This is a genomic window from Ciceribacter sichuanensis, assembly GCF_024055605.1.
Classification (GTDB): domain Bacteria; phylum Pseudomonadota; class Alphaproteobacteria; order Rhizobiales; family Rhizobiaceae; genus Allorhizobium; species Allorhizobium sichuanense.
On the sequence record NZ_JAMXLX010000004.1, the window covers coordinates 33,238 to 51,432 of the forward strand.

Consider the following 18,195-nt stretch of genomic DNA (forward strand, 5'->3'; position numbering starts at 1 on the left):
TTCTGGCAGCACCGGCCCATCCGGTCCGCCATGCGTTCGGTCCAGCCGGGCGCCTCGCCCTTTGCGGAACCATCGGGAGTTCTCCCGAAAAGAAACCGGCGGACCGTTCCGAGGAAGGTCCGCCGGAAGCTGTTAGCGGCGAATACCCAGGCTGGCGATCAGCTTGGTGTAACGGCCTTCGTCCTTCTTCTTGAGGTAGTCAAGAAGCGAGCGGCGGCTCGACACGAGCGTCAGGAGGCCACGACGGGAGTGGTTGTCCTTCTTGTGGTCCTTGAAGTGCTCGGTGAGGTTGTTGATGCGCTCGGTCAGGATGGCAACCTGAACTTCCGGCGAACCAGTGTCGCCTTCCTTGGTTGCGTATTCCTTGATGAGGGCACTCTTGCGCTCTGCGGTAATCGACATCGTATGTCCTTTCTATGAATAGGAGAAAACGGGTCGCCTGATGCCGGGATGTCGTCCAGCGTCGGCCGTTAGGAGCAGGCAGCTCGCCGCCATGCTGGGCGTGCCTATAGCTCATTCGGCTCGCAATTGAAAGCGTTCTTTGATTCGTGCCCGATTCACGTGAAAACACGGCGTGGGCGGAATTCGCCTTCACCAATCTCACCGATCGCCACCAGCTTGCCACCAGAGGTGACGAAGGCATCCGCCTCGCTGACCGGAGCGTTGCGGCCCCGCAGCAGGATCGGATTGCCCATGCGCAGGCGATGGGCCTGGTCTTCCGTGATGGCGACATGAGGGAGCCCCGACAGGGCCTCGCCGGTATCGATGAGGAAGGCGTCCAGTGCGGCAAGCCGTTCGTCGCGATCCTCGATCTTCTCGAACGCCACGAGTTCGGCGAGCGGAACCATGGTCTCCTCGGCGAAGGGTGCCACGAAGCTGCGGCGCAGCTCCGAGATATGGCCGTAGCAGCCGAGTTCCCGGCCGAAATCGCGGGCAAGCGAGCGTACATAGGTGCCCTTGCCGCATTCGACTTCAAACCATGCGCGGTCCGTGTCGCATCTGATCAGCGTCAGCCGGAAGACTTCCACCTCGCGAGAGGGGATCTCGACCGTCTCGCCGTCGCGGGCCAGGTCATAGGCCCGCTCGCCGGCGATCTTGATCGCGGAAAACTGTGGCGGAACCTGCGATATCACGCCGGTATAGCTCGGCAGCAGCGCGCGGATCGCCTCTTCCGTCGGACGAACGTCGGAGGACTGGGTTACCTCGCCCTCGAGATCGTCGGTCGAGCGTTCTTCACCCCAGGTGACGGTGAATTCGTAGATCTTGCGACCGTCCATCACATAGGGAACGGTCTTGGTCGCATCGCCGAGCGCGATCGGCAGCATGCCGGAAGCGAGCGGATCGAGCGTACCGGCATGCCCGGCCTTCTGGGCATTGAACAGCCACTTGATCTTGGAAACGGCTTCGGTCGAGCCGAAATCGACAGGCTTGTCGAGGATAAGCCAGCCGGAAACCGGCCGGCCCTTGGGTTTGCGGGGTTTGGACATTAGAGCCTTATTCTTGTTCGTCGTCGCTGTCGGCGTGGCCGAGGTCACGGCTCACTTCGGGAGAGCGCAAAAGCTCATCGATCTTCTTGTAGTTGTCGAAGCTCGTATCGTCACGGAAGCGCACTTCCGGCATGTATTTCATCTGCCGGAGCTGGGAGCCAAGTCGGCCCCGAATGTATTTCGCATTGTGGTTCAATGCGTCGATGACGGCCTGATGATCGGTGACGCCGAGCGGCGTCACATAGGCGGTCGCGATCTTCAGGTCGGGCGACATGCGCACTTCCGAAATCGAAATCACCGTCTTCTCGATCACCGCATCGCGCACTTCGCCACGCTGCAGGACCTGGGTAATTGCGGCGCGCACCTGCTCGCCGACACGCAGCATGCGCTGCGAAGGTGCTGATGATGTGGATCTTGTTGCCATTTTTCTCGCCCCAAACAGATGCGGGCGCCGGACCTTCTATCCAGCGCCCGTCCATCGATCAAGTTTATCCGATCAGAGGGACCGCGTCACATGCTCGACGCGGAAGCACTCGATCGTATCGCCTGCGCGGATGTCTTCGTAATTCTCGAAGGCCATACCGCATTCCTGGCCGACCGGCACTTCCGAGACTTCGTCCTTGAAGCGCTTGAGCGTCTTGAGCTTGCCTTCGTGGATGACCACGTTGTCGCGCACGAGGCGAACGCCTGCACCACGCTCGACCTTGCCTTCGACGACGCGGCAACCCGCGACCTTGCCGACCTTGGTGATGTTGAACACCTCCAGGATTTCGGCATTGCCGAGGAAGGTCTCGCGGCGTTCCGGTGACAGAAGGCCCGACATCGCTGCCTTAACGTCATCCACCAGATCGTAGATGATGTTGTAGTAGCGGATTTCGATGCCCGAGCGCTCGGCGAACGAACGTGCCTGCGCATTGGCGCGGACGTTGAAGCCGATGATCGCCGCATCGGATGCCTCGGCGAGCGAGATATCCGACTCGGTGATGCCGCCGGCGCCCGAATGGACGATGCGGGCACGCACTTCGTCGGTGCCGAGCTTTTCAAGCGCGCCGATAATGGCTTCGATCGAGCCCTGCACATCGCCCTTGATGACCAGCGGGAATTCCTTCAGGCCGGAAGCCTGCATCTGGGTCATCATCTGCTCGAGCGAACCGCGCGAGCCGGACTGGCGAGCCGCTGCCTTGTCGCGGGCAAGCCGCTGGCGATATTCGGAAATCTCGCGGGCGCGGCTTTCGTTCTCAACGACGGCAAACCGGTCGCCGGCCGCCGGCGTGCCGGAAAGACCGAGCACCTCGACCGGCATGGCCGGGCCGGCTTCCTTGACGTGGTCGCCCTTGTCGTTGACGAGCGCGCGAACGCGGCCCCACTGGTCGCCGGCGACGATGATCTGTCCCGGACGAAGCGTACCCTTCTGAACCAGGACCGTGGCAACGGAGCCGCGACCGCGATCGAGCTGGGCTTCGATAACCGTGCCCTCGGCCGTCCGGTTCGGATTGGCCTTCAGGTCGAGGATTTCGGCCTGCAGCAGGATTGCTTCGAGAAGCTTGTCGAGATTGGTGCCGTTCTTCGCCGAAACTTCGACGTCGAGAACTTCACCGCCCATAGATTCGACGAAGACTTCGTGCTGCAGCAGCTGAGTGCGAACCTTCTGTGCGTCTGCGGTCGGCTTGTCGATCTTGTTGATCGCCACGATGATCGGAACGCCGGCTGCCTTGGCGTGGTTGATCGATTCGATCGTCTGCGGCATGACGCTGTCGTCGGCCGCAACCACGAGGATGGCGATGTCGGTTGCCTGCGCACCACGGGCACGCATTGCAGTAAATGCAGCGTGGCCAGGCGTGTCGATGAAGGTGATCTTCTGACCGTTCTGCTCGACCTGATAGGCGCCGATATGCTGGGTGATGCCGCCGGCTTCGCCGGCCACCACGTTGGCGTGGCGGATCGCATCAAGCAGCGAGGTCTTGCCGTGGTCGACGTGACCCATGATGGTCACGACCGGCGGACGCGGCAGCAGTTCGCCTTCGTCATCGGCAACGTTGAAGATGCCTTCCTCGACGTCGGATTCGGAAACGCGCTTGACGGTATGGCCGAATTCGCTGGCGATGAGTTCTGCAAGGTCGGCGTCGATGACGTCGCCCGGCTTCATCATCTGGCCTTCCTTCATCAGGTACTTAATGACATCGACGGCACGTTCGGACATGCGCTGCGACAGTTCCTGAATGGTGATGGTCTCCGGCAGGATGACTTCGCGCATGACCTTTTCGCGGGTTTCCTGCATCTGGCTGCGCCGGAACTTTTCCTGGCGACGGCGCATGGCGGCCATCGAGCGGCCGCGTGCACCGCCCTCATCGTCTTCGCTGACAGTGGTAACGGTCAGCTTGCCACGGCGACGATCTTCCTCGCCCTTCGGACGAGGCGGAACCTTTGCGGGAGCCGGAACGGCAATCTTGCCACGTCCGGGAGCAGCGCGCGCGCCGCCGCGATCTTCATCTTCGTCTGCGCCCTTGCGGCCGCGGACGAACGAGGGCTGACCTGGCGTCGTGGAAGGTGCGGGCCGTGCAGGCGCTGCCACTGCGGGAGCAGCGGGTGCTGCCGCTGCCGGCTGCGCGCTGGCGACTGCTGTGGGCTCTGCCGCAGATACCGGCTCGGGAGCCGGTTCGACCGGCTTGGGTTCGGCTGCGCGACGCGCGGCTTCTTCAGCTTCAGCCTTGAGGCGAGCTTCTTCTTCCACCTTGCGACGGGCTTCATCGGCTGCGCGCTGCTTGGCTTCCTCGACTTCGCGTGCCTGCGCTTCCATCAGCGCACGGCGGCGGGCTTCCATCTCGCCGGCGGACAGGTCGTGAAGCACGTTGCCGCGCGGACGCTCCGGTGCGCGCGACGGCTGCTGCGGCCGTGACGGCTGTTGCTGAGAGCGCGGCGGCTGATGATTGCTGGGAGTGGGTTGATGAACGCGCGTCTGTTGCTGCGGTGCCGGAGCGGGGGCCGGACGCGGAGCCTGGGCAACCGGCGCCTGCGGAGGCTCGGGTGCGCGAACCGGTGCTGGCGCGACCGGAGTCACGACCTTCTCGTCCTCAGGACGGGTCGGGCGGCGCTTGCGCGTCTCAACCACGACGGCCTTGGTTCGACCGCGACCCATGTCCTGGCGCACGGTACCCTGAGTCACGCCTGAGGGTTTCAGGGTGAGGGTTTTCTTACCCGATACGCTGAGTGTCTTGTCGTCTTTGTTGTCGGTCATTCCGTTCCGTTCCTTGCACAAGGACGGATGCGGCGCATCAGACCTCGTCGTTCAATTCGTATATTCCGATAAAGCGTCCGGCTGAGGCCGGTGACCGCGTCATTGCTTCGGCATGTCAACGACATCCTTTTTCTGGGACAGGCCGCCTGTGCGGTACTGTTCAAGCAGGTTTGCGCGCTTCACTACACCCTCACCCGCCTGCCCTGCAAGCGCCGCGGCATGGATAAACGCATTCTGGCCCATCAGTTCTTCCAATTCCGCCCCGGAAAGCAGATGGAAGGCGGGAATCTCCGCTTCCGTTCCCATTCCGAGGTGCCAGGCCTTCCGGGCCTGGTCGATTTTTCTCACTCCATCGGCTGCGGCATTCCCTGAATGGAACACCGCCAGCGCCTCGCCACTGCGCACCGCAAGCTCCACCTTGGCGGAGCCGGTGATGAACTGGCCGGCCTTGCGCGCCAGGTTCATCATTCCCGCAAGCTGCAAAACCAGCAGCCGGTCAACCGTTTCGCCGAGCGTGGCGTCCGCCTTGACGTCCGCCTTGAGGGCGCGGGCGAAAATCTTCTTCGCCACCGCCTTGTCGATCGCCTCGCGGCTTGCCGTCACCCAGCAGCCGCGTCCCGGCAGTTGGCGCTTCAGGTCCGGAACGATCGTGCCGTCCGGAGCTCTGACGAAACGGATGAGCGTGTCGGGAGACCCGCTCTGTCGCGTCACGATGCACATGCGGCCGTTCACGTCGAAGCCTTCGAAATCGTCTTCCTCAGGCAGATCGTCCGGCGCGCCGGCATTGGTCATTCGCCCTGTTCCGCGTCTTCGACGGTTTCCTCCTCGGCAGCGTCGGAGGCGAGGTCTTCCGCGGTGATCCAGCCGGCGGCAAGGCGGGCCTGTACGACCATGTTCTCGGCTTCGGCGCGCGAGACGTCGAACTTGGAGAACAGGCCCTCGAACTTCTTCGTCTCGCCGTCCTTGCGCTCGGTCCAGCCGACGAGATCGTCAGCAGCGCAACCGGCGAAGTCCTCGATCGTCTTGATGCCGTCTTCGCCGAGCGCGACCATCATCTGCGAGGTCATGCCGTCGATCTGACGCAGGTCGTCGGAAACGCCGAGTTCCTTGCGCTTGGCGTCCATTTCGGCCTCGATCTTGTCGAGGTATTCACGGGCACGCGTCTGGATTTCCAGGGCGGTGTCTTCGTCGAAGCCGTCGATCGAGGCAATTTCGTCGAGATCGACATAGGCGACTTCCTCGACCTGGGCGAAGCCTTCCGATGCAAGCACCTGACCGACCATTTCATCGACGTCGAGAGCGTCCATGAACAGGTTGGTGCGTTCGTTGAATTCCTTCTGACGACGCTCGGATTCTTCCTGCTCCGTCATGATATCGATGTCCCAGCCGGTCAGCTGCGAGGCGAGGCGGACGTTCTGGCCGCGGCGGCCGATGGCGAGCGAAAGCTGCTCGTCGGGCACCACGACTTCGATGCGTTCTGCGTCCTCGTCGAGAACGACCTTGGCGACTTCTGCCGGCTGCAGGGCGTTGACGATGAAGGAGGCCGGATCCTGGCTCCACGGAATGATGTCGATCTTCTCGCCCTGCAGCTCGCCGACGACGGCCTGAACGCGGGAGCCGCGCATACCGACGCAGGCACCGACCGGATCGATCGAGCTATCGTTCGAGATGACGGCGATCTTGGCGCGCGAACCGGGATCGCGGGCGACCGACTTGATCTGGATAATGCCGTCGTAGATTTCCGGAACTTCCATGGTGAAGAGCTTCACCATGAATTGCGGATGGGTACGCGACAGGAAGATCTGCGGGCCGCGCTGTTCGCGGCGCACATCGTAGACATAGGCGCGGACGCGGTCGCCGTAGCGGAAGGCTTCGCGCGGGATCATCTCGTCGCGACGGATGATGCCTTCGCCACGGCCGAGATCGACGATCACGTTGCCGTATTCGACGCGCTTGACGGTGCCGTTGACGATCTCGCCGACGCGATCCTTGAATTCGTCATACTGACGGTCGCGTTCGGCTTCGCGCACCTTCTGCACGATGACCTGCTTGGCCGACTGTGCCGCGATGCGGCCGAAGTCCATCGGCGGCAGCGGATCGGCGATGAAGTCGCCGAGCTTGGCGTCGACATTGCGGTCGCGGGCGAGTTCAAGTGCGATCTGGGTCGAATAGTCCTCGACCTTGTCGACCACTTCGAGGAGACGCTGGAGACGGATTTCGCCGGTCTTGGAATTGATGTCGGCGCGGATGTTGGTCTCCGTGCCGTAACGCGAGCGGGCAGCCTTCTGGATCGCATCGGCCATTGCGGCGAGAACGATTTCGCGGTCGATGACCTTCTCGCGGGCGACCGCATCCGCGATCTGCAAGAGCTCGAGCCGGTTTGCACTGACTGCCATTGTCTTAGGTCTCCGTCTTCCTGCCGGGGCGCCTGCCCTCGCGGCGGTTGGTCAAACGTTTAAGCGTCGTTGTCTTCTTCGTTTTCGTTCTGGTTCGCGGCTTCAGCCTTGGCCAGCTTGTCGGCTCTCAGCGCATCGCGGATCAGATCGTCCGTCAGGATCAGCTTGGCTTCCGCCAATGCATTGAACGGCACGGTTACCAGCGGCTGCTCGCCATAGGCGACCTGATCGCGTTCGATTGTGAAGCCTTCTGCGCTGACTTCCGTGATCTTGCCGCGGAACCGCTTGCGGTTATCGATCAGGATCGAGGTTTCGCACTTCAGCAGATGGCCTATCCAGCGCTCGAAGTCCGACTTGCGCACCATCGGGCGGTCGATACCCGGAGAGGACACCTCAAGATGATAGGCCTTGTCAACCGGATCTTCGACGTCGAGGGCCGGCGAAATCGCCATGGAGACCTCTTCGCAATCCTCGACGGTCATCGTTCCGTCGTTCTTCTCGGCCATGACCTGCAGGGTCAACCCGTTCTGGTTCATGAGCCTGACGCGCACGAGCTTGAAACCCATGGCGACGAGCACCGGCTCGATGATCTCGGCAATACGCCGGTCAAGCCCGGTTTCGGTGATGATACGCGCTTCGCCGGCCTGCGGCATCGGCATGCTTTCGGACAATCGTCTCACTCCTGGATGGTACCGATCGCCAACAAAAAAGAGCGGGTCCTTGCGGTCCCACTCTTCATCTGTCGATCAAGAACTTGAGCGCTATATACGCCTGCTCTGGCGGGATTGCAAGCTTTTGCCGTCAAGGGCTACAAACCGTTACCTGCTTCGTCCGCATACTGATAGGTACGGCCCTGCAGTTTTCCGGAAATGACATCCCCCGGGGCGACCGCCCGTTGCCCGCCCGAAAGAGGTTCCCTTCGTGCCCGAGCGCAGATCTTTCCTGTCCCCGCTGTCGCACTCGATCTACCGCAATGTCTGGTTCGCCAGCATAGCCTCCAATCTCGGTGGCCTGATCCAGGGTGTCGGCGCTGCATGGATGATGGCGTCGATCTCAAGTTCGGAAAACATGGTGGCGCTCGTGCAGGCATCGACGACGCTGCCGATCATGCTGTTCTCGCTCGTCTCAGGGGCCATTGCCGATAATTACGATCGCCGCCGGGTGATGCTGACGGCCCAGGTCTTCATGTTCGTCGTGTCGGCGGGGCTTGCGGCCTTCGCCTATATGGGCCTCATCACGCCCTGGCTCCTGCTTGCCTTCACCTTCCTGATCGGCGCCGGCACCGCACTAAACAATCCCTCCTGGCAGGCCTCCGTCGGCGATATGGTGCCGAGGAGCGATCTGCCGGGCGCCGTCGCGCTCAACAGCATGGGTTTCAACATCACCCGCAGCGTAGGCCCCGCCATCGGCGGTATCATCGTGGCCGCCGCCGGCGCAGCCGCGGCTTTCGCCGCCAATACGATGAGCTACTTTGCCCTGATCTTCGTGCTCTTCCGCTGGCGCCCCGAACTTCCGAAGTCCACGCTTCCGCGCGAGGAACTCGGACGCGCGATCGCAGCGGGCCTTCGCTACGTGGCAATGTCGCCAAATCTCGGCAAGGTGCTGTTTCGCGGCTTCATCTTCGGCTTCACGGCAGTCGCCATCCTGGCGCTGCTGCCGATCGTCGCCCGTGATCTCGTGGCCGGCGGTCCGTTGACCTACGGCCTGCTGCTCGGTGCTTTTGGGGCGGGGGCCATCGGCGGGGCATTCTCCAGCGCCCGGCTGCGCGAGATACTGTCGAGCGAGGATATCGTGCGCTGCGCCTTCGCCGGCTTTGCCCTGAGTGCGGCCATTATCGGCGCCAGCGGGTCCGCGCTGCTGACCGGACTTGCGCTGCTGCTGGCCGGCGCATGCTGGGTGCTGGCGCTCTCGCTCTTCAACACCGTCGTACAGCTTTCGACGCCGCGCTGGGTCGTCGGCCGGGCCCTGTCGCTCTACCAGACCGCGACCTTCGGCGGCATGGCGACGGGCAGCTGGATCTGGGGTCTGATGGCGGAAGGGCAGGGCATTTCCACCGCCCTGTTCGCCTCCAGCATCGTCATGATCGCCGGCGTTGCAATTGGCTTGTGGTTGCCGATGCCCGCTTTCGCCTCGCTCGATCTCGATCCGCTGAACCGCTTCAACGAGCCGCCGCTCAGCCTCGACATCCGTCCCCGCAGCGGCCCGATCGTCATCAATATCGACTATGAGATCCACGACGCTGATCTGCAGGAATTCCTCACCTTGATGGTGGAGCGGCGGCGCATCCGCATTCGCGACGGTGCCCGCAACTGGGCGCTGATGCGAGACCTTGAAAATCCCGATATCTGGACGGAAACCTACCACACCCCGACCTGGGTCGATTACGTGCGCCACAACCAGCGGCGCACGAATGCCGATGCGGAAAACAGCGATCGGCTACTGGCGCTTCATCGCGGAGAAGCCAAACCCAGGGTTCACCGGATGATCGAAAGGCAGGCGATCCCACCGGCCGACGACGTTTTCCACCAGGCCCATATCGAACCGCACTGAGGGCGTTCGCTCAGCGCAGTTTCGATTTCAGCGAGGCATCGGGGAAGCAGGTCGGCGCCATGCCGGCCTTGGCCTGCCAATCCCCGAGAGAGCGCCGGGTCTTGAAGCCCGGAAGACCGTCGACCGTGCCGACGTCGTAGCCCTTGGCGACAAGCGCCTGCTGCATGGCCAGAACATCGGAACGCAGCATCTTGCCGACATCGCCGAAGGGCGCCTTGAACGCGCCTCCGCCATAGGCGATCCGGTCGGCGAGATTGCCGATGAAAAGCGCATAGAGGTCAGAATTGTTGTATTCCTTGAGCACGTAGAAGTTCGGGCTCACCAGAAATTCCGGCCCGTGGGTTCCCGCCGGCACCAGCATCATGGTCGGCGCCGAAAGCTCGGCCTTCGGAAAGCCCTTGCCAGAGATGCGCGTGACTCCTTGCGAGGACCAGTCGGAAAGCGGCTTTGCCCGGTCCGGACCCTCCTGCGCACAGGTGACGCCGTCGGGTATCGAGACCTCGTAGCCCCAGCTGCGTCCCGCCTGCCAGCCACTCTTCTTCAGATAGTTGGCGATCGACGCCAGACTATCCGGCACGGAGTTCCAGATATCGCGATGGCCGTCGCCATCGAAGTCCACGGCATATTTGAGATAACTCGTCGGCATGAACTGCGGCTGGCCGAGCGCACCGGCCCATGATCCCATCATCTTCGACACTGCGATATCGCCGCCCTCGACAATATGCAGTGCGGAGATCAGTTCGCGACGAAAGAGATCCTTGCGGGTCGACATGAAGGCCTTGGTCGCCAGCACGTCGATGGCCGAATAGGGAAGCCTGGCGCTGCCGAAGCCCGATTCCCGGCCCCATATCGCGACGATGATCGAACCAGGCACGCCATAGGCGGCCTCCACCTTGCGAAGCGTCGCGGCATGGCGTTCCGCGAGGCTGCGACCGGTGCCGGCGAGCCCCTGCAGGCGCTTTTCGGAAAAATAGGCGCCGGGCGAGGAAAATTCCGCCTGGCTCTGCTTCTGTTCCTTCGGCGGTGCTGTCCCCGGTGGCACGAGGTCCGGAAGATCCCATTTGAGAGAAATCCCGCCGGTCGCCTGGTCGAACAGCTGGCGGGAAATGCCCGTCTTCTGCGCCTCGGGCCAGAGGTCATTCGTAAGCCATGTGCGGAACAGCTTCTCTACCTCCGCCTTCGACGGCGCGGCGTGAACTGCAGGCGCGGCGAAGGCAAGCGTAAGCGCCATGATCGCCGTGCGGGCGAAGAGGGTTCTTTTGCCCATCCAGTTTCTCTCCCTTGAAAGTCTCAGATGGCCGTTCTGGCGCGGAGCGCCGCCGAAAGCGTGCCCTCGTCGAGATAGTCGAGTTCGCCACCGACCGGAACGCCATGGGCGAGCCGGGTAATCTTCACGTCGAGCCCGGACAGGTGGTCGGTGATGTAGTGAGCCGTGGTTTGCCCTTCGACGGTGGCGTTCACTGCGATGATCACCTCGCGGATGCCGCCTTTCGCCACGCGGTCGATCAGCCCCTTGATGTTGAGGTCGTCGGGGCCGACGCCGTCGAGCGGCGAGAGCGTCCCGCCGAGGACGTGATAGGCCGCATTCATCGCGCCTGCCCGTTCCAGCGCCCAGAGATCGGAAACGTCCTCGACAACGATGATGATCGCCTGATCGCGCCGGTCGTCGGTGCAGACCGTGCAGGGATCGCTGGTATCGACATTGCCGCAATGGGAGCAGATCTTCACCTTGTCGTAGGCGTCGCCGAGCGCATGCGCCAGCGGCCCCATCAACTGATCCTTCTTCTTGATCAGGTGGAGTGCCGCACGTCTGGCCGAGCGGGGGCCGAGCCCCGGCACCTTCGCCAGAAGCTGGATGAGTTTTTCGATTTCGGGACCTGTGACTCGCTTTGCCATGCTGCGTTTCTATCTCATAACCTTTGCCAACGGAATCGTCGAAAGGACCCATGTGGATGAAAGTCCTTGCCGTCTGCCGCGGCGACGCGGAAACGCTCGCCGGATTGAAGTACAAGAGCGGCATCAACAAGGCGCCTGTCGGCGGCCCCGTAATGGTGGATGCGGAAGGCATTGTCGGCGACCGCATCTGCAATCGCCGGCATCATGGAGGCGTCGATCAGGCCATCTATATCGAGGGATCGCTGACGCTCGACTGGTGGGGAGAGGAACTGGGACGACCCTTGCCGGCGGGAACCTTCGGCGAAAATCTGGTGATCGATGACCTCGACAATCGCGATGTCGCCGTGGGCGATCGTTTCGTTGTCGGAGACGTCGTCCTCGAGGTCACGTCCGCACGCATTCCCTGCGCCACCTTCGCGGCGAAGATGGGCGATTCGAAATTCGTCCGTCGCTATACCCTTGCTGCAAGGCCGGGTGCCTATTGCCGGGTCATTCGCGGCGGGATGGTGGAGGCCGGGCTGCCTGTCGGTTACCAGCCGTTCGACGGGCAGAAGGTGACGATGCCGGATATGATCGCCACCTTCGGGAAGACGCTGTCACCGGAAGACCGGACCCGCTATCTTGCGGCACCGATTCATCACAAGCTGCGCTCGGCTCTCGATATGCGGTCCTAGAGGCTAGAATATTGCCTGCGGGGCAAGGCTTTCCTCGAACGCGGCCAGCGCCGCGTTTCCTTCAGGCCAGGCTCCGAGACCGCTCGCACCATTGAGGTGGCCGTGGGCTCCGGCTTCGACAAGCCGGCTTCCCCAAATGTCAGCGCTGGCGCGTGCATGGGCGAGTGTCCCGTAGGGATCGTTGCTGCTGGCGACGACCAGCGAGGGAAACGGCAATCGCGCAGCCGGCGGATTGGCAAAACTTGCCGCCTCAGCGGGGAACACCGGCGATGCCGGATCGGGAACGGCAACCAGAAAAGCGCCCCGCACCGGGTGTGGCCGGCCGGTGGCCCCGTGGGTCGCCCAGTGAGTGGCCCAATGGGCGACGAGCAGGCATGCGAGGCTGTGGGCGACCAGCAGCGGCGGTCGCATCGCCTTCTCTATTGCTCGGTGGAGGGCATCGATCCAGTCCTCAAGCTCGGGTCTGTCCCAGTCGCTCGGTTGAAACCGGGTCATCCTCGCATCGCCGTTTTCCCAGATCGTCTGCCAGTGGGTCGCTCCGGAATTGCCGATGCCCGGAAGAATGATGACGTCGCTCATGCCAGTCCTCTTCATGCTCATTTGCAGGAATGGCCATTGTGGATAGCAGTCAGCGGAATTGACATGGCAAACCATCGGAGAAAGATTGGCTCGACCGATAGATTTAAGGCAGCGACCATCATGGATGGATTTTCTGAACGGCACCTGGATCCGACCGACATGCTGATCGTCGAGATCATGCAGGAGGACGGTCGTATATCGGTGTCGGAACTTGGCCGGAAGATCGGCCTGTCGCAACCCGCGACGTCTGAACGTCTCAAGAGACTGGAGGAGCGAGGGGTGATTACTGGCTATGGTGCCCGGATCAATGCCGCCGCGCTCGGCCTCGGCATGATGGCGGTTGTCCGGCTACGGACGACGCACGAGCACATCAAGCCGTGTCTGAAGCAGTTTTCGGAAATGCCGCAGGTCATCGATGTTCTGCGGCTGACCGGCGAGGATTGCTTCCTGCTGAAGGTATTGGTGCCTTCGCCGGCGGATCTTGAAACCATTGTCGATTCCATTGCCCGCTATGGGGCGGTGACCACGTCGCTGGTATTGCGCAGCGAGCCGACAAAGGCAATCGGCCGCGAGCTCATCCGCCGCCGGCCGTGAGGTCGCCCATGCCGGTGATCAGAAAGGCAGCTTCATGCCGGGCGGGATAGGCAGGCCGGCGGTCATTTCCTTGGTCTTTTCCGCCATCACGGCTTCGGCCTTGTCCTTGGCGTCCTTGTGGGCGGCAACGATGAGGTCCTCGAGGATCTCGACGTCGTCTTCCTTGAACAGAGACGGATCGATCTTGAGGCCGCGCAGGTCGCCCTTGCCGGTCATCGTGACGGTGACAAGGCCGCCGCCGGACTTGCCTTCGACTTCGAGCGCGGCGATATCCGCCTGCATCTTCTCCATCTTGGCCTGCATTTCCTTGACCTTGCCCATCATGCCCATGATGTCGCGCATGTCGAAAACTCCCTTCTCGGAATATGTCAGAATTCGATATCGTCGCCGGGCAGGATATCGCCCTCGGCGGATTCCGCCGCTGCCGGCAAGCTCGGCGTATCATCCTCGGCAGTGGAGGCGGCGCGGATGCGCACGTCCGTGATCTTAGCGCCGGGGAACCGAGCGAGAATGGCCGCGACATCAGGATCCTGCCGGGCGTCGAGCAGACGCGCGGCGCGGGTCGATGCCTCGCTTTCGGTCAGCGTCGGCTGGCCGGGCTCGCGGCTCAGGATGACCATCCAGCGGATTTCGGTCCATTCCTCAAGCCGGCGCTGCAGGTCTCCCACCAGCGACTTCGGAGCCTCGTCCGGCAGGTTGATTTCAAGCCGCCCCGGCTCGAGCCGCACCAGCCGGACATAGGCGCGGATCAGCGCCTTGAGCTTCGGGTCACGGTTCTTCGAGCAGAGGTCGGCAAGTTCTTCGAGCGAGTTGACCGGCACCTTCGGCACGGGAGCCGCCTCGGCTGGCCGTGTTTCGACGCGGACCATGGTCTGGAGCGCGTTTTCCGGCGCAGGCACGCTCTGCAGGCGGGCCGTCGGCTGCGGGGAGATACTGTTGCGCGCGGTGGCGTCGATGCTCTGCTGGCCGACGGCTGCCGTGCGGTAGGCCATGGAGGCGCCGCCTCCGCCATTTCCGCCGCGCGGTGATGCACCGCCCGGCGCGGCACCTTCTCCACCTTCGGAAAGTTCCAGCAGGCGGCGGGCGGCCTCTTCGGGCGACGGCAGATGGGCGGCATGGGCAAGCCGGATGATGACCATCTCGGCGGCACCCGCCGGTCGTGAGGAATTCTCCGCTTCGGGAATACCCTTCAGCAGCATCTGCCACATGCGCGACAGCGTGGTGACCGAGATACTGTCGGCAAGGCTTGCGCCGCGCACCCGTTCCACTTCGCTGAGCGAAGGATCCTCGGCGGCGGAGGGAATGTATTTCAGGCGGGTCACAAGATGGGTGAAATCGGCGAGATCCGTCAGCACGACGGTCGGGTTCGCACCCGCCTCGTACTGGCTGCCGAATTCGGCAAGGGCGGCCGAAACGTCGCCACGCACGACATGGTCGAAGAGATCGACGATGCGGGCACGGTCGGCAAGGCCCAGCATGGCGCGCACGGCCTCGGCCCGCACCACGCCGCCGCCATGGGCAATCGCCTGGTCGAGCAGGGATAGGCCGTCGCGGGCCGAGCCTTCGGCCGCGCGTGCAATCATCGCAAGCGCGTCTTCCTCGGCGCTGATGCCTTCCTTCGCCGCGATGGTCGAGAACAGCCCGACGAGATCGCCGGCGCCGATCCGGCGCAGGTCGAAGCGCTGGCAGCGGGAAAGAACCGTGATCGGCACCTTGCGGATTTCGGTGGTGGCGAAGATGAACTTCACATGCTCCGGCGGCTCTTCCAGCGTCTTCAGCAGGCCGTTGAAGGCTGCCGTCGAGAGCATGTGCACTTCGTCGATGATGTAGACCTTGTAGCGCGCCGAAACGGGGCGGTAGCGCACCTGCTCGATGATCTCGCGGATGTCGTCGATACCGGTGTGGGAGGCGGCGTCCATTTCGATCACGTCGACATGGCGACCTTCCATGATGGCCTGGCAATGTTCGCCGGGTATCCTCAGGTCGATTGTCGGCTTGTCGATCTCGGCGGTCTTGTAGTTGAGCCCTCGGGCGAGAATGCGGGCCGTCGTCGTCTTGCCGACCCCGCGAACGCCGGTCAGCATGTAGGCCTGTGCGATGCGGCCGGTCTCGAAGGCGTTGGTGAGGGTGCGGACCATCGGCTCCTGGCCGACCATCAGGTCCGTGAAATCCTTGGGGCGATACTTGCGGGCAAGAACGCGGTACCCGGTTGCGGTACCGTTGGCATTCGATGCTTTAGGCTCGAAATCGCTCATTGCCCCTGCCAGCGTCTCTCGAAAACCCGATAGCCGGGCATGAATTGACCGCTTGTTTGCCGGCCAAACGAAGCGGCCAAATGAAACGGAAGGTGGGAGGCTGGCACGATGACCCGTGCCGCGCTCGTTAGGGCTGCTTCCTTCCGGACCTGACCCGGTTGGCGAGTGGCTCGTCCACCACCAACCTCCCGGCTGCACATATCGGCAATTACGCAAGCAAATGCAAGCCAAGCCTGCAAAAAACTGTTATGAATAGGAAAAACGACGGGAGAGACGCCTTTGCAACCATTCGCACTCGATGAAAGGCTGGCGCGCGACAGTTCGCTGGTCATCAAGCTTGGCCTTTGTGAACTGCGCCTGATCGAGGACAGGCGCTGGCCCTGGTTGGTTCTGGTGCCCCAGCGACCGGGAATTTCCGAGGTGTTCGAGCTCACCCCGCTCGATCAGGCCGTGCTGACATTCGAGCAGAATCTGGTGGCTTCGGGCTTGAAGACGCTGACCCACGCCACCAAGATCAATGTGGCTGCGATCGGCAATGTCGTTCGCCAGCTTCATGTGCATGTCATTGCCCGTTTCGAGGGCGATCCCAACTGGCCGGGTCCGGTCTGGGGCCATGGCGCAGCCGAGGCCTATACCGACGACGAACGCCGCGAGATCAAGAAGAAGCTGCTAGAAGCCATCCACTCATGAAGAATTCGATTTTCCTCAGCCGTGCCCCCCATCTCGAACCGAGCGAACTGACAGCGTTTTCCAAGAATGCGCTGGATCGCCGTGCCGAACATCGGGACGAGACCTCGCTTTCCGTCGCGCTTGCCGTGGAAGGCGCCCATATTCTCGCTTTCTCTGATGCCCAGCTGGTGCTGAAGCATGACGGGCAGGTGCTCGATCCGTTGTTTGCGCCCTACGAGCTGTCGGAACTCGATCCCGATTTCGAGCGCGCCATCCTGCTCGGCTTCCAGCCGAACGGTGAGCCGCGTCTCGCGGTGCCGGTGGCTCGCAGCGCCGACGAACTGGCGACCCGTTACAAGCCGGCCGACGCCCGCGCTCTGTTTCGCGAGCAGCTGATCCGAGAGGAACTGCTGGGAGAAGCGGCGCAGGCCTTGAGCCTCATCCGCTGGAACACGGACAACCGCTTCTGCGGACGTTGCGGCGCGGAGATGGAAAGCCGCATCGGCGGTTACAAGCGGGTCTGTCCGGCCTGCGGCCACGAGATCTTTCCCCGCACGGATCCGGTGGCGATTATGCTTGCGGTGGATGAAAAGCGCGACCGCTGCCTGCTCGGCCGCAATCATCGTTTCCCCGAGGGAATGTACTCCTGCCTTGCCGGCTTCGTGGAGCCCGGCGAGACGGTTGAGAACGCGGTTCGCCGGGAGACGAAGGAAGAATCCGGCATTGCGATCGGTCGCGTCCGTTACCACGCGTCGCAACCCTGGCCGATGCCGCACCAGCTGATGATCGGCTGCTACGCCGAGGCCGTGACCTTCGACATCGAGCGTGATGAAGGCGAGCTGGCAGATTGCCGCTGGTTTTCCCGAGAAGAGATCGTCGCCATCGTCGAGACCGGCAGCGTGAACGGCTTCACCCTGCCGGTCGAAGGCACCATCGCGCGCCGGCTCATCATCGACTGGCTGGAATGGAGGCACTGAGCGGGAGGCGTTACAGCCTTCCGCGCATTGCGTGCGCCTTGTAGACGCCGAGGATGCGGACCTTCTCCGAAAAGAACGAAAGCTCCTCCAGCGCCCGCTTGACCGGTGCGTCCTCGGGATGTCCCTCGATATCGGCGTAGAACTGGGTGGCGATGAACTTGCCCCCGATCTGGTAGCTTTCGAGCTTCGTCATGTTGACGCCGTTGGTGGCGAAGCCGCCGAGCGCCTTGTAGAGCGCGGCCGGAATGTTGCGGACATTGAACACGAAGGTGGTGATGAAGGTCTCGTCGTCGCTTGCGCGTTTCGGCTGGTTCTCGTCACGGGAGAGGACGACGAAGCGGGTCACGTTGTTCTCGGAATCCTCGACGTTCTCGGCGACGATATCGAGGCCGTAGAGCGGGGCTGCAAGCCGCGGCGCAAGGGCCGCCATGGTACGGTCGCCCTTTTCCGAAACGAGTTTTGCTGCGCCCGCCGTATCGCCGGCGACAACGGCCTTCCAGCCATTGCTGCGGATGATCTTGCGGCACTGACCGAGCGCGTGGATGTGGCTGTGCACGGTGCGGATCTCGTCGATCCCGACGCCCGGCAGCACCATCAACTGAAAGCGGATCGGCATGAAATACTCACCCACGATGTGCAGGCGCGACAGCGGCAGCAGGTAGTGGATGTCGGCGACGCGACCGGCCAGCGTGTTCTCGATCGGGATCATCGCCAGATCGACCTCGCCTGTCTCAAGCGCCACGAAAGCGTCCTCGAAGGTCGGGCAGGGGAGCGGCTCCATGTCTGGGAACATGTCGCGGCAGGCCATGTCGGAATTGGCGCCGAAGTCGCCCTGAAAGGAGATCTTGTTGGTCTTGTAGTTGGTCATCGGGATATCCGTAAG

General features: G+C 62.8%; 18 protein-coding genes and 1 other RNA gene. 5 read left to right on the forward strand and 14 right to left on the reverse strand.

Annotated features, from left to right (window positions below; all coding sequences use genetic code 11):
* Positions 1–132 precede the first annotated feature (132 nt).
* The 7 genes from rpsO to rimP form a co-directional block, all read right to left on the reverse strand.
* Positions 133–402 (reverse strand): 30S ribosomal protein S15, encoded by a 270-nt coding sequence (rpsO, locus tag NBH21_RS13225; protein ID WP_250914217.1) that lies wholly within the window; start codon positions 400–402, stop codon positions 133–135.
* Positions 403–557: 155 nt separating this feature from the next.
* On the reverse strand, positions 558–1,487 hold the full coding sequence (truB, locus tag NBH21_RS13230; RefSeq protein WP_250914216.1) for a tRNA pseudouridine(55) synthase TruB: 930 nt from the start codon (positions 1,485–1,487) through the stop codon (positions 558–560).
* Positions 1,488–1,494: 7 nt separating this feature from the next.
* The gene (gene rbfA / locus NBH21_RS13235; RefSeq protein WP_250914215.1) at positions 1,495–1,911 is read right to left on the reverse strand and encodes a 30S ribosome-binding factor RbfA; all 417 of its coding nucleotides are present in this window, start codon (positions 1,909–1,911) and stop codon (positions 1,495–1,497) included.
* Positions 1,912–1,983: 72 nt separating this feature from the next.
* Entirely contained in the window at positions 1,984–4,722 is a 2,739-nt protein-coding gene (infB, locus tag NBH21_RS13240; RefSeq protein WP_250914214.1) for a translation initiation factor IF-2, read from the reverse strand.
* A gap of 99 nt (positions 4,723–4,821) precedes the next feature.
* Positions 4,822–5,514 (reverse strand): RNA-binding protein, encoded by a 693-nt coding sequence (locus NBH21_RS13245; protein ID WP_250914213.1) that lies wholly within the window; start codon positions 5,512–5,514, stop codon positions 4,822–4,824.
* Positions 5,511–7,118 carry a transcription termination factor NusA gene (gene nusA / locus NBH21_RS13250; protein WP_250914212.1) on the reverse strand — a complete coding sequence of 536 codons (1,608 nt, stop codon included), beginning with the start codon at positions 7,116–7,118 and terminating at the stop codon, positions 5,511–5,513. Before nusA ends, NBH21_RS13245 begins: the two co-directional genes overlap by 4 nt.
* Positions 7,119–7,177: 59 nt before the next feature.
* Positions 7,178–7,777 carry a ribosome maturation factor RimP gene (gene rimP / locus NBH21_RS13255; RefSeq protein ID WP_163905994.1) on the reverse strand — a complete coding sequence of 200 codons (600 nt, stop codon included), beginning with the start codon at positions 7,775–7,777 and terminating at the stop codon, positions 7,178–7,180.
* Positions 7,778–8,039: 262 nt separating this feature from the next.
* Here rimP and NBH21_RS13260 point away from each other — a divergent pair, with 262 nt between their 5' ends.
* Positions 8,040–9,668, forward strand: a complete 1,629-nt coding sequence (locus NBH21_RS13260) for an MFS transporter (protein ID WP_250914211.1) — start codon at positions 8,040–8,042, stop codon at positions 9,666–9,668.
* A 10-nt stretch (positions 9,669–9,678) separates the two neighbouring features.
* Here the strand turns inward: NBH21_RS13260 and NBH21_RS13265 are convergent, their stop codons facing one another.
* Both NBH21_RS13265 and recR read right to left on the reverse strand, forming a co-directional pair.
* Complete coding sequence (locus NBH21_RS13265) at positions 9,679–10,935, reverse strand: lytic murein transglycosylase (RefSeq protein ID WP_425340417.1); 1,257 nt, start codon at positions 10,933–10,935, stop codon at positions 9,679–9,681.
* Positions 10,936–10,958: 23 nt separating this feature from the next.
* Positions 10,959–11,564, reverse strand: coding sequence for a recombination mediator RecR (recR, locus tag NBH21_RS13270; protein ID WP_250914210.1), 606 nt, complete (start codon positions 11,562–11,564; stop codon positions 10,959–10,961).
* A gap of 56 nt (positions 11,565–11,620) precedes the next feature.
* Here recR and NBH21_RS13275 point away from each other — a divergent pair, with 56 nt between their 5' ends.
* A complete protein-coding gene (locus tag NBH21_RS13275) occupies positions 11,621–12,238 on the forward strand; it encodes an MOSC domain-containing protein (protein WP_250914265.1) in 618 nt (205 codons plus the stop codon).
* 3 nt (positions 12,239–12,241) lie between these two features.
* Here the strand turns inward: NBH21_RS13275 and NBH21_RS13280 are convergent, their stop codons facing one another.
* Positions 12,242–12,817: an RBBP9/YdeN family alpha/beta hydrolase gene (locus tag NBH21_RS13280; RefSeq protein WP_250914209.1), complete on the reverse strand. Its 576-nt coding sequence runs from the start codon at positions 12,815–12,817 to the stop codon at positions 12,242–12,244.
* 120 nt (positions 12,818–12,937) lie between these two features.
* Here NBH21_RS13280 and NBH21_RS13285 point away from each other — a divergent pair, with 120 nt between their 5' ends.
* Positions 12,938–13,411 carry an Lrp/AsnC family transcriptional regulator gene (locus NBH21_RS13285; RefSeq protein WP_250914208.1) on the forward strand — a complete coding sequence of 158 codons (474 nt, stop codon included), beginning with the start codon at positions 12,938–12,940 and terminating at the stop codon, positions 13,409–13,411.
* 18 nt (positions 13,412–13,429) lie between these two features.
* On the opposite strand, the gene NBH21_RS13290 is transcribed toward NBH21_RS13285, so the two are convergent.
* From NBH21_RS13290 to ffs, 3 genes are all read right to left on the reverse strand, one after another.
* Complete coding sequence (locus NBH21_RS13290) at positions 13,430–13,753, reverse strand: YbaB/EbfC family nucleoid-associated protein (protein WP_099056087.1); 324 nt, start codon at positions 13,751–13,753, stop codon at positions 13,430–13,432.
* A gap of 26 nt (positions 13,754–13,779) precedes the next feature.
* A complete protein-coding gene (locus tag NBH21_RS13295) occupies positions 13,780–15,666 on the reverse strand; it encodes a DNA polymerase III subunit gamma/tau (RefSeq protein WP_250914207.1) in 1,887 nt (628 codons plus the stop codon).
* 92 nt (positions 15,667–15,758) lie between these two features.
* Positions 15,759–15,855, reverse strand: an RNA gene (gene ffs / locus NBH21_RS13300) — signal recognition particle sRNA small type.
* Between the two features lie 90 nt (positions 15,856–15,945).
* Here ffs and NBH21_RS13305 point away from each other — a divergent pair.
* Together NBH21_RS13305 and nudC are read left to right on the forward strand one after the other, a co-directional pair.
* Complete coding sequence (locus NBH21_RS13305; RefSeq protein WP_099056089.1) at positions 15,946–16,356, forward strand: HIT domain-containing protein; 411 nt, start codon at positions 15,946–15,948, stop codon at positions 16,354–16,356.
* Positions 16,353–17,312 carry an NAD(+) diphosphatase gene (gene nudC, locus NBH21_RS13310; protein WP_250914206.1) on the forward strand — a complete coding sequence of 320 codons (960 nt, stop codon included), beginning with the start codon at positions 16,353–16,355 and terminating at the stop codon, positions 17,310–17,312. Before NBH21_RS13305 ends, nudC begins: the two co-directional genes overlap by 4 nt.
* A gap of 10 nt (positions 17,313–17,322) precedes the next feature.
* Here nudC and NBH21_RS13315 read toward each other — a convergent pair whose 3' ends face one another.
* The gene (locus tag NBH21_RS13315; protein WP_250914205.1) at positions 17,323–18,180 is read right to left on the reverse strand and encodes a prephenate dehydratase; all 858 of its coding nucleotides are present in this window, start codon (positions 18,178–18,180) and stop codon (positions 17,323–17,325) included.
* Positions 18,181–18,195 lie beyond the last annotated feature (15 nt).

Coding starts and splice junctions, on each gene's coding strand:
- rpsO (WP_250914217.1), bottom strand. CDS start 402: ATGTCGATTACCGCAGAGCGCAAGAGTGCCCTCATCAAGGAATACGCA.
- truB (WP_250914216.1), bottom strand. CDS start 1,487: ATGTCCAAACCCCGCAAACCCAAGGGCCGGCCGGTTTCCGGCTGGCTT.
- rbfA (WP_250914215.1), bottom strand. CDS start 1,911: ATGGCAACAAGATCCACATCATCAGCACCTTCGCAGCGCATGCTGCGT.
- infB (WP_250914214.1), bottom strand. CDS start 4,722: ATGACCGACAACAAAGACGACAAGACACTCAGCGTATCGGGTAAGAAA.
- NBH21_RS13245 (WP_250914213.1), bottom strand. CDS start 5,514: ATGACCAATGCCGGCGCGCCGGACGATCTGCCTGAGGAAGACGATTTC.
- nusA (WP_250914212.1), bottom strand. CDS start 7,118: ATGGCAGTCAGTGCAAACCGGCTCGAGCTCTTGCAGATCGCGGATGCG.
- rimP (WP_163905994.1), bottom strand. CDS start 7,777: ATGCCGATGCCGCAGGCCGGCGAAGCGCGTATCATCACCGAAACCGGG.
- NBH21_RS13265 (WP_425340417.1), bottom strand. CDS start 10,935: ATGGGCAAAAGAACCCTCTTCGCCCGCACGGCGATCATGGCGCTTACG.
- recR (WP_250914210.1), bottom strand. CDS start 11,564: ATGGCAAAGCGAGTCACAGGTCCCGAAATCGAAAAACTCATCCAGCTT.
- NBH21_RS13275 (WP_250914265.1), top strand. CDS start 11,621: ATGAAAGTCCTTGCCGTCTGCCGCGGCGACGCGGAAACGCTCGCCGGA.
- NBH21_RS13280 (WP_250914209.1), bottom strand. CDS start 12,817: ATGAGCGACGTCATCATTCTTCCGGGCATCGGCAATTCCGGAGCGACC.
- NBH21_RS13285 (WP_250914208.1), top strand. CDS start 12,938: ATGGATGGATTTTCTGAACGGCACCTGGATCCGACCGACATGCTGATC.
- NBH21_RS13290 (WP_099056087.1), bottom strand. CDS start 13,753: ATGCGCGACATCATGGGCATGATGGGCAAGGTCAAGGAAATGCAGGCC.
- NBH21_RS13295 (WP_250914207.1), bottom strand. CDS start 15,666: ATGAGCGATTTCGAGCCTAAAGCATCGAATGCCAACGGTACCGCAACC.
- nudC (WP_250914206.1), top strand. CDS start 16,353: ATGAAGAATTCGATTTTCCTCAGCCGTGCCCCCCATCTCGAACCGAGC.
- NBH21_RS13315 (WP_250914205.1), bottom strand. CDS start 18,180: ATGACCAACTACAAGACCAACAAGATCTCCTTTCAGGGCGACTTCGGC.